Genomic DNA, 13,567 nt, shown 5'->3' on the forward strand with positions numbered 1-13,567 from the left:
GATTCTAGAATCGGTTCTACTTCCATGGGAACTGCACGTACCGGACCGTTGGCCGGGCTGAAGGTGATCGAGCTTGTGGGCCTGGGGCCGGGGCCGTTTGCCGGCATGCTCCTGGCCGACATGGGCGCGGACGTGCTCCGCATCGACCGGGTCGAAGCCGGCCAGGCCGTCGATCGATCGCAACCGGCGAGCAGCGCCATGAACCGGGGCAAATGGTCGCTGGCCGTCGACCTCAAGCAGCCGAAGGGCGTCGCCACGCTGCTGCGCCTGGTCGACCGGGCCGACGCCCTCTTCGAGGTGTTCCGGCCCGGCGTCGCGGAGCGGCTGGGCTTCGGCCCCGACGTGTGCATGGCGCGCAACCCCCGCCTCATCTACGGCCGTCTCACGGGCTGGGGTCAGGAGGGTCCGTACGCGCACGTGGCCGGTCACGACATCGACTACCTCGCGCTGGCCGGCGCGCTCGAGCCCCTGGGGCGCGCCGGGCAACCGCCGACGCCGCCGATAAACGTGCTCGCCGACTTCGCCGGCGGCGGCATGCTGCTCGCGTTCGGCGTGGCGTGCGCCGCGTTCGAGCGGGCCGCATCGGGCAGGGGACAGGTCGTCGACGCGGCGATGGTCGATGGTGCCGCACTCATGCTGACGCCGTTCTACGCGGCGCGTGCGAGCGGGTTCTGGGGACCGCGCGGCACGAACTTCCTCGACACCGGCGCTCCGTTCTACGACGCGTACGAGACCGCCGACGGCGAGTGGGTCGCGGTCGGTGCCATCGAGCCCCAGTTCTACGCCGAGCTGCGCAGCCGGTTGGGACTGGCCGACGACGGGGACCTCGATGCGCAATGGGACAAGGAGCAGTGGCCCGTGCAGAAGGAGCGACTGGCCGCACTGTTCCGCACGAAGACGCGCAACGAGTGGTGCGAGCTGCTCGAGCACACCGACGCCTGCTTCGCGCCGGTCCTCGCCCCGACCGAGGCCCCCGACCATCCCCACAACCGGGCGCGGCACACGTTCCTCCGCATCGACGACGTGCCCCAGCCCGCCCCCGCACCCCGGTTCAGCCGCACACCCGCAACCATCGGCCGCCCGCCGACGCACTCCGGCGACGACGACGACGAAGTCCTCGCCGCGTGGGGCTTCACCCCCGCCGAGATCGATGAGCTCCGCGCGGCCGATACGATCGTCTGAGCCGGCCCCGCGCCGAGGCGACGGTAGGGTGAGCGCATGACCGCACCCGCGGTGGGACAACGGCTGCGGTGCGCCTCCTGCGGCACCGAGATCATCATCGTCAAGGCGCCCGGTGGGCCGCTGTCGTGTTGCGGGCAACCGATGGCCGGGCGCGAAGGGGAGGCGGCCGGTGGCAAACCTGCTGGGTAAGCGCTACACGTGCGAGGAGTGCGGCGCCCAGGTGCTGGTGACCAAGGCGGGCGACGGCGCGCTGGCGTGCCACGACCGGACCATGGAGGTCATGCAGCCCAAGCCCCTCCCGTCGTCCGACTGACCCCACTGACTCGCCTTCTTGTCGTAGTTAGGCGTCCTGAGGACGGCTAACTACGACAGGAAGGCGCATGACGCGCTCAAACGGCACGGTGCGCGTCGGCGTCGAGCTCCTCGTCGATCTCGAGCGGCCGCATGACGAGCTCGACGGCAACCCAGATCGTGCGCGACACCGGATAGAAGACCAGCGGCATGAGCACCGCCGCACTCACCGTGGCGAGCACGACCGGGAGCACCGGCACGCCGTCGGAGGCGTTCGCCTGCACGAGCACGTACGCCATCAGCAGCACGAGCAGCAGGCCCTCGGTCACGGCGAAGTTCACGACGTAGGCGCCGAGGAAGAACCCCTCCTCGCGTTCGAAGCGCATGCCGCAGCGCGGGCAGCGCTCGGCCATGGTGAACCACCGCGTGAACAAACCGCCGGCGCCGCAGCGCGGGCAGCGACGGAGCAGGGCTCGCCCGAGCGGTCTCGCCATCCCTAACATCCCAGCACATGCCGATGCCGCCGGAGTTCGAGGAGCTGGCCCGCAAGGTCAACAACTGGGGCCGCTGGGGCGACGACGACGAGATCGGAACGCTCAACCTCATCACGCCGGAGGTCGTTGCCCGCGGCGCCGCGTGCGTGAAGCGGGGTCGCACGTTCTCGCTCGCCATCCCGCTCTCGCTCGACGGTCCCCAGCTCGGCTTCATCCCCGGCCGCATCAACCCCCTGCGCACCATGGTCGCGATCAACCGGCCCCTCACGGGCGACCCCGACCAGTTCTGCTCGAGCGACGACATCGTGGTGATGGCCCTGCAGGCGGCCACCCACTGGGACTCGCTCGCCCACGTCAGCTACGCGGGTCGTCTCTACAACGGCTTCCCGGCCGCGTCCATCACCGACCGCGGCGCGGCCCATTGCGGCATCGACAAGATCGCGGCGATCGTCGGGCGCGGTGTGCTGCTCGACGCGGCACGCGCCCTCGGTGTGGAGCGGCTCGAACCGGGCTACGCGCTGACTGCCGACGATCTCGACGCCGCAGAGGAGCGCGCCCGCCTGAAGGTGACGGCCGGCGACATCGTGCTGTTGCGCACCGGCCAGATCACCCATCTGAAGGCGGGCGACAAGATGGGCTACGCGTACCCCAACCCGGGGCCCTCGCTACAGACGGTCGAGTGGTTCCGCAACCACGACGTCGCCGCGCTCGCGACCGACAGCCTCACGTTCGAGGTCTACCCGAGCGAACGCGCCGACCTGCCGCTCCCTGTGCACCTCCTGCACCTCGTCGAGATGGGGATGACCCAGGGCCAGAACTTCGACCTCGAGGAGCTGGCCGCCGACTGCGCGGACGACGGCGTCCACGAGTTCCTGCTCGAGGCCTCGCCGCAACCGTTCGTCGGCGGCCTGGGCACGCCGGTCAACCCGGTCGCGGTCAAGTGACGTGAAGTTCTGGCTGGGCGTCGCGTACCTCGAGCCCGACGAGCTGCTCGACATGGCCCGCCTGGCCGACGTCTCCGGCTACCACGGCATCGCGGTGTCCGACCACGTCTTCTACCCGGAGAAGCTGTCGACGCCGTATCCGTACACACACGACGGGTCGCCCCCGTTCACGCCCGGCACCCCGTGGCCCGACCCGTGGGTGCTGATCGGCGCGATGGCCGCGGTGACGACGCGCCTCCGCTTCATGACCAACGTCTACGTCGCGCCGGCTCGCAACCCCTTCCTGGTCGCCAAGCAGGTGGGCACGGCGGCGGTGCTCTCCGGCGACCGCGTCGCCCTCGGTGTCGGGGCGGGGTGGATGCGGGAGGAGTTCGAGCAGCTGGGTCAACCCTTCGGCGACCGGGGGCGTCGCCTCGACGAGATGATCGAGGTCGTGCGCGCGTTGTGGCGCGGTGGGATGGTCGAGCACCACGGCGAGCACTACGACTTCCACCGCCTGCAGATGTCGCCGGTGCCCGCCGCGCCCGTGCCCATCTACTGCGGCGGCCAGTCGCGCCGCGCCATCGAGCGCGCGTCCCGACTCGACGGCTGGATCGGCAACGCGTACCCGCCCGAGCGGGCGGTCGAGCTCGTCGGTCGGGTGCGGCGCGAGCGCGGCGACCGCGACTTCGAGGTGATCGTCAGCCTCCTGGCCCGCCCCGACGCCGACCTGTACCGACGCATGGAGGACGCGGGCGTCACCGGACTGCTGTGCGCGCCATGGATGCGGCCCGACGCGACCGAGGCATCGGCGCGTCGCGCCGCGGTCGAGCGCTTCGCCGAGACCGTCGTCGCCCGGCTGTGAACACGGACTCGACGAACACGGACGCAACGAACACGGCCTCGACGCCGCGTGCCTTCAACCTCGCCGACCTGTTCGAGGTGGTCGCAGACGCCTGCCCCGAACGGCTCGCGATGGTGGCCGGCGACGTCCGGCTCACTTACGACGAGCTCGACCGCCGGGCCAACCGCGTGGCCCACCACCTGCTCGACCGCGGCGTCGGGCCCGGCGACCACGTCGGGATCTACGCGTGGAACCGGGCCGAGTGGGTCGAGACCATGCTCGGCGCGTACAAGGCCCGCGCCGTGCCCATCAACGTGAACTACCGCTACGTCGAGGACGAGCTGCGCTACATCTTCGACAACGCGGACCTGGCGGCGCTCGTGTTCGAGCGCTCGTTCGCACCGAAGGTCGCCGCCGTGCTGCCCGATCTGCCTCGCCTGCGCCACCTCGTCGTGGTCGACGACGAGAGCGGCAGCCACACCGACAGCCGCGCGACGACGACCCCCGGGGCCGTGCCCTACGAGGACGCGCTCGCGGGTGCGTCCCCGGAGCGTGGCTTCGGACCGCGCTCCCCCGACGACCTCTACATCCTCTACACCGGCGGCACGACCGGGATGCCCAAGGGCGTGATGTGGCGGAGCGAGGACATCTTCTTCGGGGCGATGGGTGGCGGGAACTTCGCGGGCCCACCCGCGGAGCGGCCAGACGACCTCGCGCGCGGCGCCGCGAACGAACCGGTCGTGGCCTGTGTGACCGCCCCCCTGATGCACGGCGGCGGCCAATGGGTAACGTTCATCACCCTCACCACCGCGGGCACGGTCGTGCTCTACACCGGCCGCGGCTATGACGCGGACGAGATCTGGCGCATCGTCGAACGGGAACGGGCCAACTCGTTGATGGTGGTCGGCGACGCCATGGCCCGGCCGCTCGCCGAGGCCCTCGGCGGGCACGACGGCCGCTTCGACCTCACCGCGCTCGCGGTGATCGGCTCGGGCGGGGCCATCCTGTCGAAGGCGGTCAAGGAGGAGTTGCGAGCGGCGCTGCCGGACGTGATGGTGATCGACAGCTTCGGCGCGTCGGAGACGGGCGCCAACGGCTCGGTGATGGACGTCGGCGCGCCCGCCGCGGGGCCCCGCTTCACGATGGGCGAGCACACGACGGTGCTCGGCGACGAGCTCCGCCCGGTGACGCCCGGCTCGGGGGAGGTCGGACGGCTGGCCAAGCGAGGGCACATCCCGCTCGGCTACTACAAGGACGAGGGCAAGACCGCGGCCACGTTCCTGCGCGACGCCGACGGCGTGCGATGGGTGGTGCCGGGCGACTTCGCGACCATCGAGGCCGACGGCGCCATCACCCTGCTCGGCCGCGGATCCGTGTCGATCAACACGGGTGGCGAGAAGGTGTTCCCCGAAGAGGTCGAGGCGGCGCTCAAGGCGCACCCCGACGTGTTCGACGCGGTCGTGGTCGGCGTGCCCGACGAGCGCTTCGCCGAGCGGGTCGTGGCGCTCGTGGCCCCACGCCCGGGCGCGAAGCCGACCGTCGAGTCACTGCGCGACCACTGTCGCAACTCCATCGCGAGCTACAAGGCGCCTCGTCAGGTGCACCTGGTGGACGAGATCGTGCGCACACCCGCGGGCAAGCCCGACTACCGGTGGGCGCGGGCGCGCGCGATCGACGCGGGCGACTACTCGGCGGTGAAGGGCCCGTAGACCAGGAGGCCGTGGAGCGCGACGGGAAGCCCCCAGGCCACGACCACCCAGACCGGCCAGAAGTAGCCGCGTCCGCCCATCAGCCACACGATGACGAGGAAGAGGTCGACCAACAGGTAGGTCGCGGCGTGCAGGGCGAAGTCGCGCTGCGCCTTCGTGCGGAGCCGGCGCACGGGCGGCGACGGCGGGGGCAGGGCCGGGAGCTCACGCAGCACCCGGTCGAGGTCCGCCTGCGTGCGGGACGCGAGCGCCTCGCTCGTCCGCTCCGAGAACTCGTCGACCGTCAATCGGCCCTGGGAGCAGTGCTCCTGCAGGACGTTCACGACGCGGTGCCGGTCGGCGTCGGACACGCGCAACGCCGGATGGGAGCGCCCCTCCTCGAGCTCGCCGGGCATGGCTGCCAGTCTTCCCCAACCGCCGCCGCGACAGAAAGCGCTACCGGTGGAGGCGCTCCAACCTCGTTCCCTGGCAGCTCGGCGGTGCGCTGACGGGGTTGCAGCGCGCCGTGCCTCCGCCCGGCAGAGCGACGAAGTAACCGGTGCCGAACGCCGGGTTGGGCACCGGGTAGTCGGTGCTCACGAACTGGGCCCCGCTGGCCAGTGCCGCGTCGCGCATCGTGGTGTCGCCGGTCCGGGCCTGGACCGTGTCGGCGTCGGCACGCGTGCGGATGATGTAGCCGCGGGCGGCGAGGTCGCGGATGAGCGCGCCGTCGCTCAAGGGATCGTTCAGCTTCACGAACCCGGCCTCCGGCGCGCCCGGTCGCGAGCTGGTGAACAGCACCCGCCCGCGCAACGACGGGTGGCCGGCCAGATAGAGGTCCTTCTCCCGGCCTTCGTTGTCCATCGTGAACAGCACCTTGCCGCGCGCTTCCGCCAGTCGGGGCCACCCGCGCGTGAGGACGGCCTGCTCGAGCGTGTCGTTGCGGCCGCGCACGTCGTCGGGCGTGATCAGCTCCCGCTCGGAGAACACCGAGCGGATCTCTTTGTCCACCTCGTCGACATCGGCCGCTTCGAACGGGCGGGGGACGACGAAGCCGAAGCCGGGGTCGGGGATGGCGTCGGACTTGAGCTCGACGAGGATCATCAGCGGCAGGTGGGACGGGTTCTCGTCGGACCACCGCTTGATCGTGCGCAGGCAGATGCGGAAGGTGAGGCAGGTGCTGCGGAAGTCGATGTCCTGCACGTGGAGCACCTTGAGCCCGGGGCGCCGGAGCACCCCGTTGGGGTCGTTGGGCGGGAGGTCGGGCGGTAACCCCGACTGGGCGACGATCCGCGGCCCCGCCGGGTCGGCGTAGAGGCCACCGAAGGGGTCGGTGAACACGTCGAGCTCGAACTGGCGGATGCCCTGACCGGCGAGCTGCTGATCGAGGGGGAGCTGCCCGTAGTCCAGGCTGTCGGCCAGCGCAGGGCTGAAGTTCCGGAGCAGCGAGAAGAGGCTCGGCCCGCCGTGCACGTGGTAGCTGTTGTGCGTCCCCAGCACCTGGATCTGGTTGAGGCGCACCTGCCCGGGACGGTGGTGCTCGGGGCCCTGCCGCTCGCCGCTCGCCCGGGCCGGCGCAGCCGTCCACAGGAGCAGTGTGCCGACAACGAGTGCGAGCGCTCGCCTCACGGTCCCCCCCGGTTCAGATGGTCTCGGCTCGACGGCGCGCCGTCGAGCACACGCAGTCAATGACACGGTAGCCGAGGGTCTCCTGCGACCGGCCGCCGTCGGGATCGTGGGCGATCGGACCCTTATAGGCCGTCTGCACTATTTCCCGCTTCGTGGGCAGTCCGCTACTTTCCGAGAGGGGGAAGGGGGTGTCTGCGATGAAAGTGCTCGTAACCGGTCACGACGGCTATTTGGGGCGAATCGTGGGCCCCACGCTGCGCGACGGCGGGCACGAGGTGATGGGCCTCGACGCCGGGCTGTTCGCGGGGTGCACCCTGGGCCCCGACGCCCACGACGTGCCCGGGCTGCAGCTCGACCTGCGCGACGTCCGGCCCGACGACCTGGCCGGATTCGATGCGGTCGTGCACCTGGCGGCCGTCTCCAACGACCCTCTCGGCGACCTGAACCCGGCGTGCACCCTGGCGATCAACCATCGGGCCTCGGTGCGACTGGCCCAGCTGGCCCGGGCCGCCGGCGTCGAGCGCTTCCTGTTCGCCTCGTCGTGCAGCCTCTACGGCGCCGCCGACCCGACCACCGCCGTCACCGAGTCGGCACCGCTCAGCCCGGTGACCGCCTACGGCACGTCGAAGTTCCTCGTCGAGCGCGACGTCGCCGCGCTCGCGGACGACGGCTTCAGTCCCACGTTCCTCCGCAACGCCACCGTCTACGGGTTCTCTCCCCGGCTACGCGTCGACCTGGTCGTCAACAACCTCGTCGGCTTCGCCCAGCTCACGGGCGAGGTGCTGATCATGAGCGACGGAACCCCATGGCGACCGCTCGTCCACGTGCAGGACGTGGCGCGCACCTTCCTGGCCGTGCTGGAAGCGCGGCGCGACGTCGTGCACAACCAGGCGTTCAACGTCGGGAGCGACATCGCCAACCACCAGATCCGCGACGTCGCCGAGATCGTCGCCGGCGTCGTGCCCGGCAGTCGGGTCGCGTACGCGCCCGAGGGCAGCGCCGACAGTCGCTGCTATCGCGTCGACTTCACCAAGCTGCACGCCGCCCTTCCCGACCTCGCCTTCGAATGGGACGTGCAGATGGGGGCAGAGGAGCTGCTGCGCGCCTACCGGAGCTACGGGCTGACGCTCGAGGAGTTCATCGGGCCGCGCTTCATACGGCTGCTCCACATCCGCGAGCTGATGCAGGCCGGGCTGCTCGACGACGACCTGCGTCGGCGGGTTCCCGCGGTGGGACGCTGACGTGGCCTCCTGCCGCTTCTGCCACGCCGATCTGCACCACACCTTCGTCGACCTGGGGATGTCACCGCTGTGCGAGACGTTCCTCGACGCGCGCGACCTGAACCAGATGGAGCCCTTCTACCCGCTCCACGTCTACGTCTGCGAGCAGTGCCTGCTCGTGCAGCTGGAGGAGTACGTCTCCCCGGCCGACATCTTCACCGACTACCCGTACTTCTCGTCGTATTCCGACAGTTGGGTCCGCCACGCGAGCAGGTACGCGGACGCGATCAGCGAGCGCCTGTCCCTGCACCCGGGGAGCCTGGTCGTCGAGCTCGGCAGCAACGACGGTTACCTGCTCCAGCACTTCGTGGCGAAGAGCATCCCGGTGCTCGGCATCGAGCCGGCGCAGAACGTGGCCGAGGTGGCCAACGCCCGCGGGGTGCGCACGCGCACCGTGTTCTTCGGGCCCGAGGTGGCGGAGCAGGTACGCGGCGAGGGTCGGGCGGCCGACCTGGTCGTCGGGAACAACGTGCTCGCGCAGGTGCCCGACCTCAACGGTTTCGTGGCGGGCATCGAGACGCTGCTGGCGGACGACGGCGTGGTGACGATCGAGTTCCCCCACCTCCTGCGCCTCGTCGCCGAGAACCAGTTCGACACCATCTACCACGAGCACTTCAGCTACTTCTCGTTCCTGGTGGCCGAGCGCATCTTCGCCGCGCACGGTCTCCGGCTCTTCGACGTGGAGGAGCTTCCGAGCCACGGCGGGTCGTTGCGGATCTACGGGTGCCATGCCGCCTCCGGGTCGCATCCGACGACCGCGGCGGTGGAGGAGATGCGCAGCAAGGAGCGGGCCGCGGGCGTCGAGCGACTCGAGTACTACGACGCGTTCAAGCACCAGGTGGAGGAGACCAAGCGGAAGCTGCTCGACCTGTTGATCGACGTGCGCGCCTCGGGCAAGACGGTGGTGGGGTACGGCGCGCCGGGCAAGGGCAACACGCTCCTCAACTACTGCGGCATCCGCGGCGACTTCCTCGACTTCACGGTCGACCGCAACCCGCACAAGCAGGGCCGGTTCCTGCCCGGCACCCACGTCCGCATCGGCGCGCCGCACGACGTCGACGCGGCTCGTCCGGACTTCGTGCTCATCCTGCCGTGGAACCTGAAGGACGAGATCATCGAGCAGCTCGCGCACGTGCGCGACTGGGGCGGCAAGTTCATCGTTCCCATCCCCGAGGCGAAGGTCTACGACTGATGAAGGTTGTTCTGTTCTGCGGCGGGCTCGGCACGCGGTTGCGGGAGTACTCCGACACCGTGCCCAAGCCCATGGTCGAGATCGGCTACCGCCCCATCCTCTGGCACGTCATGAAGTACTACGCGCACTTCGGCCACACCGAGTTCATCCTCGCGCTCGGCTACAAGGCCGACCACGTCAAGAACTACTTCATCAACTACAACGAGGCCCTCTCGAACGACTTCGTCCTGACCCGCGGCGGGACCGAGCTGCGCCTGCTGAACCGCGACATCGACGACTGGAGCATCACCTTTGTCGACACCGGCCTCTCCGCCAGCATCGGCCAACGCCTCCGCGCCGTGCAGCCGTACCTCGGGGGCGACGACGAGTTTCTCGCCAACTACAGCGACGGCCTCACCGACCTCCATCTCCCGACGTACCTCGAGTACTTCCGCTCGATGGACCGCGCCGCCAGCTTCCTCTCGGTGCGCTCCACGCACTCCTACCACGTCGTGACGGCCTCGCCCGGCGGGCTGGTGACGGCCGTGCAGCCCATCTGCGAGTCCGACGTGTGGATCAACGCCGGCTTCTTCGCGTTCAAGCAGGAGGTCTTCGACGCCATCGGTCCGGGAGAGGACCTCGTCTACGAGCCGTTCGAGCGGCTCATGCGTCGTACAGATACAAGGGCTTCTGGACGGCCATGGACAGCTTCAAGGACAAGCAGCTGCTCGACGACATGTACGAGTCCGGCCACGCGCCCTGGGAGGTCTGGAAGCCGGGGTGGCAGGCGCGGGCCGGCTAGCCCGTCAACTGCCGTGCCGTTCGATCCGATGCAACCTGCGATGCCCTCGACCGCGATGCCCTCGACTGCGATGTTCAGCCTCGACTTCGACGGCCTGGCGGCCCGCACGCCCACGGTGTTGCTCCTGGGCGCCCACTGTGACGACATCGAGATCGGGTGTGGCGCCACCGTGCTCCGGCTCCTCGAGGCGAACCCGCAGCTCGAGGTGACGTGGGTGGTGCTCAGCTCCGACGCCGGTCGAGAGACGGAGGCGAAGGAGAGCGCCGATGCCTTCCTCGCGTCGGCGGCGCGCCGCGACGTCCGCGTCGAGACCTTCCGCGAGCGCTACTTCCCCTTCGTGGGGGCGGAGATCAAGGAGTACTTCGACGATCTCGGGCGCGAGCTCGACCCGGGCATCGTCTTCACCCACCGGGCCGCGGACATGCACCAGGACCATCGCCTCCTCTGCGAGCTGGCCCGCCACACCTTCCGCAACAGCCTCCTGCTCGAGTACGAGATCCCGAAGTTCGAGGGCGACCTGGGTCAGCCCAACTTCTTCGTCCACGTCGATGCGCGCCTGTGCGAGCAGAAGATCGGCTACCTCACCAAGTTCTTCCCCAGCCAGCACGACAAGCACTGGTTCACAGAGGACACCTTCTGGTCGCTCTTGCGGATCCGCGGGATCGAGTCGAAGGCGCCGTCGGGTCACGCCGAGGCCTTCCACTGCCGCAAGCTGGTCGCAGGATGATCTTCGAGCCCCTCACCGTCACCAAGGCGTTCCTGGTGAAGCCGGCCCCGCTCGAGGACGATCGCGGCTTCTTCGCGCGCACGTGGTGCGCGCGTGAGTTCGCCGAGCACGGCCTCGAGCCGTCGCTCTCCCAGTGCAGCATCTCGTACAACAAGGGCCGCGGCACGCTGCGCGGGCTCCACTACCAGGCGCAGCCCCACGCGGAGGCCAAGGTCGTGCGCTGCACACGAGGTGCGATCTTCGACGTCATCGTCGACCTGCGGCCCGCATCGCCGACCTACCTCGACCACTGCACCGCCACCCTCACCGCGGACAACCGTGACGCGGTCTACGTCCCGCGGGGCTGTGCCCATGGGTTCTTGACGTTGCAGGACGAGAGCGAGGTGCTCTACCAGATGTCGACCGACCACGCGCCCGGCGCCGCCAGCGGCGTGCGCTGGGACGACCCCGCGTTCGGCATCGCATGGCCCGCGGCACCCGACATCATCTCCGACCGCGACCGCACCTGGCCGCTCCTGTGAGCACCTCCGGTCGGGAGATGCACAAGCTCGTGGCCGAGCTGTACCCGCTCTGCCGGAGCATCACCGGCGACGGGGTGCGGGAGACGTTGCGGCGGGTGGCCAAGCACGTTCCGCTCGAGATCCGCGAGGTCGCCAGCGGCACGCAGGTGTTCGACTGGACCGTGCCCCCCGAGTGGAACATCCGGAGCGCGCACATCACCGGCCCGGACGGGCGGCGCGTCGTCGACTTCGAGACGTCGAACCTCCACGTCATGAGCTACAGCGTCCCCACCCGGGCCCGGCTTTCGCGGGCGGAGCTCGACACCCACCTCCACAGCCTGCCCGACCAGCCCGACCGGGTCCCGTACCGCACGTCGTACTACTCGCGGGACTGGGGTTTCTGCATGAGCGAGCGGCAGCGCGCCTCACTCGGCGACGGCGAGTACGAGGTCGTCATCGACTCGGACCTGCGCGACGGTCACCTCACCTACGGCGAGCTCCTTATCCCGGGTGAGACCGACGACGAGGTGCTCGTGTCGTGCCACGTGTGTCACCCTTCGCTCGCCAACGACAACCTCTCGGGCATCGCCGTCGCCACCTTCCTCGCGGCTCACCTGCGGACGTCCCGCAACCGCTATTCGTACCGGTTCCTCTTCGTCCCCGGCACCATCGGCGCGATCACGTGGCTCAGCGCCAACCGGGCGAACGTCGACCGCGTCAAGCAGGGCCTGGTGCTGGCGTGCATCGGTGACGGTGCCCCGTTCACCTACAAGCGCAGCCGGCGCGGCGACGCGACCATCGTCCGCGCCGTGGCCCACACGCTGGCCCACCGGCCGGGTGAGCACGAGGTGGTCGATTTCTCGCCGTGGGGCTACGACGAGCGCCAGTTCTGCTCACCGGGCTTCAACCTTCCTGTCGGCGGCCTGACGCGCTCGCCTCAGGGTCGATTCCCCGAGTACCACACCTCTGCCGACGACCTCAGCCTCGTCCGCCCCGAGCACCTCGCCGAGTCGCTGAGCGTGCTCGTCGAGATCGTCGACGTGCTGGAGGGTGACCGCGCCTACCTCAACGTCAACCCCATGTGCGAGCCGCGCCTCGGCGCGCGTGGGCTGTATCCCTCGGTCGGCGGGGACGACGCCGGCGTAGACCGCGTGGCGCTGTTGTGGGTGCTCAACCTCTCCGACGGCACGCACTCGCTGCTCGACATCGCGGCGCGCGCCGGCCTCCCGTTCGCGACGGTGCGGGCCGCGGCCGACGCGCTCGTCCGTGTCGGCCTGCTCGAGTCGCGGCCGTGACCGCGCTGGTGACGGGCGCCACGAGTGGCATCGGGCGCGCCATCGCGGTGGCTCTGGCGGCCGAGGGCGCGCCGGTGTGGGCCGTGGGCCGGCGGCCAGAGGCACTCGACGCGCTGACCGCGGCCTGTCCGTCGATCCGAGGCGAGCGGGCCGACCTGGTCGAGGACGACGACGTCGAGCGGCTCGTCTCGACGCTCACGACAGAGGCGGGCGGCCTCGACGGGCTCGACGGCCTCGACGTCCTCGTGCACGCGGCGGGGACGGCCGTCCTCGGTTGCGTGGCGGCGGCCCCGATCGACGCGCTCGACCACATGTACCGCCTCAACCTGCGGGTCCCCTACCTGTTGACGCAACGGCTCCTGCCCCTCCTGCGGCGGGCCCGGGGCCAGGTGGTGTTCGTCAACTCCAGCGCGGGCCTGCACGCGTCGGCCGGCGCGTCCCAGTACGCCGCCACCAAGCATGCGTTGAAGGCGCTCGCCGATTCCTTACGATGTGAGGCGAACGACGACGGGATCCGCGTGCTCAGCGTCTATCCCGGCAGAACGGCCTCCCCCATGCAAGAACGTCTTCACAAGCAGCGCAGCCTTCACAGCCTTTTCCGCGAGACCAGCCGGCCGTACGTGGCCGCTCACCTCCTCCAGCCCGACGACGTCGCCGCGGTCGTCGTCCAAGCGCTGCGCCTGCCCCGCACCGCGGAGGTCACCGACCTGCACGTGCGGCCGTTCGCCAAGCCCCGCTGAC

At 70.2% G+C, this 13,567-nt stretch carries 14 protein-coding genes and 2 pseudogenes; 13 read left to right on the forward strand and 3 right to left on the reverse strand.

The features are described from left to right. Positions 1 to 24 precede the first annotated feature (24 nt). From E6G06_20965 to E6G06_20975, 3 genes are read left to right on the forward strand one after another with little or no spacing between them, the layout of a single operon-like run. Positions 25 to 1,182 (forward strand): CoA transferase, encoded by a 1,158-nt coding sequence (locus tag E6G06_20965; protein TML86333.1) that lies wholly within the window; start codon positions 25 to 27, stop codon positions 1,180 to 1,182. 51 nt (positions 1,183 to 1,233) lie between these two features. Then, positions 1,234 to 1,371 carry a desulforedoxin gene (locus tag E6G06_20970; protein ID TML86360.1) on the forward strand — a complete coding sequence of 46 codons (138 nt, stop codon included), beginning with the start codon at positions 1,234 to 1,236 and terminating at the stop codon, positions 1,369 to 1,371. Beyond that, positions 1,295 to 1,495 carry a hypothetical protein gene (locus tag E6G06_20975; GenBank protein ID TML86334.1) on the forward strand — a complete coding sequence of 67 codons (201 nt, stop codon included), beginning with the start codon at positions 1,295 to 1,297 and terminating at the stop codon, positions 1,493 to 1,495. The genes E6G06_20970 and E6G06_20975 overlap by 77 nt, the downstream gene beginning before the upstream one ends. A gap of 76 nt (positions 1,496 to 1,571) precedes the next feature. Here the strand turns inward: E6G06_20975 and E6G06_20980 are convergent, their stop codons facing one another. After that, positions 1,572 to 1,976 (reverse strand): DUF983 domain-containing protein, encoded by a 405-nt coding sequence (locus E6G06_20980; GenBank protein ID TML86335.1) that lies wholly within the window; start codon positions 1,974 to 1,976, stop codon positions 1,572 to 1,574. Between the two features lie 8 nt (positions 1,977 to 1,984). On the opposite strand from E6G06_20980, the gene E6G06_20985 reads away from it, so the two are divergent. From E6G06_20985 to E6G06_20995, 3 genes are read left to right on the forward strand one after another with little or no spacing between them, the layout of a single operon-like run. Then, positions 1,985 to 2,911 carry a cyclase family protein gene (locus E6G06_20985; protein ID TML86336.1) on the forward strand — a complete coding sequence of 309 codons (927 nt, stop codon included), beginning with the start codon at positions 1,985 to 1,987 and terminating at the stop codon, positions 2,909 to 2,911. Between the two features lies 1 nt (position 2,912). Further along, entirely contained in the window at positions 2,913 to 3,755 is an 843-nt protein-coding gene (locus tag E6G06_20990) for a TIGR03619 family F420-dependent LLM class oxidoreductase (GenBank protein ID TML86337.1), read from the forward strand. Then, positions 3,671 to 5,443, forward strand: coding sequence for an acyl-CoA synthetase (locus E6G06_20995; GenBank protein TML86338.1), 1,773 nt, complete (start codon positions 3,671 to 3,673; stop codon positions 5,441 to 5,443). The genes E6G06_20990 and E6G06_20995 overlap by 85 nt, the downstream gene beginning before the upstream one ends. Here E6G06_20995 and E6G06_21000 read toward each other — a convergent pair. Continuing rightward, positions 5,419 to 5,838 (reverse strand): DUF1707 domain-containing protein, encoded by a 420-nt coding sequence (locus E6G06_21000; protein ID TML86339.1) that lies wholly within the window; start codon positions 5,836 to 5,838, stop codon positions 5,419 to 5,421. The two genes, E6G06_20995 and E6G06_21000, sit on opposite strands and share 25 nt — an antisense overlap. Before the next feature lie 40 nt (positions 5,839 to 5,878). Beyond that, positions 5,879 to 6,943, reverse strand: a complete 1,065-nt coding sequence (locus tag E6G06_21005; GenBank protein ID TML86361.1) for a hypothetical protein — start codon at positions 6,941 to 6,943, stop codon at positions 5,879 to 5,881. 305 nt (positions 6,944 to 7,248) lie between these two features. Here E6G06_21005 and E6G06_21010 point away from each other — a divergent pair, with 305 nt between their 5' ends. The 7 genes and pseudogenes from E6G06_21010 (at position 7,249) to E6G06_21040 (ending at position 13,566) form a co-directional block, all read left to right on the forward strand. Beyond that, positions 7,249 to 8,292, forward strand: coding sequence for an NAD(P)-dependent oxidoreductase (locus E6G06_21010; GenBank protein ID TML86340.1), 1,044 nt, complete (start codon positions 7,249 to 7,251; stop codon positions 8,290 to 8,292). A gap of 10 nt (positions 8,293 to 8,302) precedes the next feature. Continuing rightward, positions 8,303 to 9,523 (forward strand): annotated as a pseudogene (locus E6G06_21015) (class I SAM-dependent methyltransferase). Continuing rightward, a pseudogene (locus E6G06_21020) lies at positions 9,523 to 10,304 on the forward strand (glucose-1-phosphate cytidylyltransferase). The pseudogenes E6G06_21015 and E6G06_21020 overlap by 1 nt, the downstream one beginning before the upstream one ends. A gap of 70 nt (positions 10,305 to 10,374) precedes the next feature. Beyond that, entirely contained in the window at positions 10,375 to 11,031 is a 657-nt protein-coding gene (locus E6G06_21025) for a PIG-L family deacetylase (protein TML86362.1), read from the forward strand. Further along, a complete protein-coding gene (rfbC, locus tag E6G06_21030) occupies positions 11,028 to 11,552 on the forward strand; it encodes a dTDP-4-dehydrorhamnose 3,5-epimerase (protein TML86341.1) in 525 nt (174 codons plus the stop codon). The genes E6G06_21025 and rfbC overlap by 4 nt, the downstream gene beginning before the upstream one ends. Next, positions 11,495 to 12,826, forward strand: a complete 1,332-nt coding sequence (locus E6G06_21035; GenBank protein TML86342.1) for a DUF4910 domain-containing protein — start codon at positions 11,495 to 11,497, stop codon at positions 12,824 to 12,826. Before rfbC ends, E6G06_21035 begins: the two co-directional genes overlap by 58 nt. Positions 12,827 to 12,831: 5 nt before the next feature. After that, positions 12,832 to 13,566 (forward strand): SDR family NAD(P)-dependent oxidoreductase, encoded by a 735-nt coding sequence (locus tag E6G06_21040; GenBank protein ID TML86363.1) that lies wholly within the window; start codon positions 12,832 to 12,834, stop codon positions 13,564 to 13,566. The last annotated feature ends 1 nt before the right edge of the window (position 13,567 follow it).

This window comes from Actinomycetota bacterium (assembly GCA_005888325.1).
Classification (GTDB): domain Bacteria; phylum Actinomycetota; class Acidimicrobiia; order Acidimicrobiales; family AC-14; genus AC-14.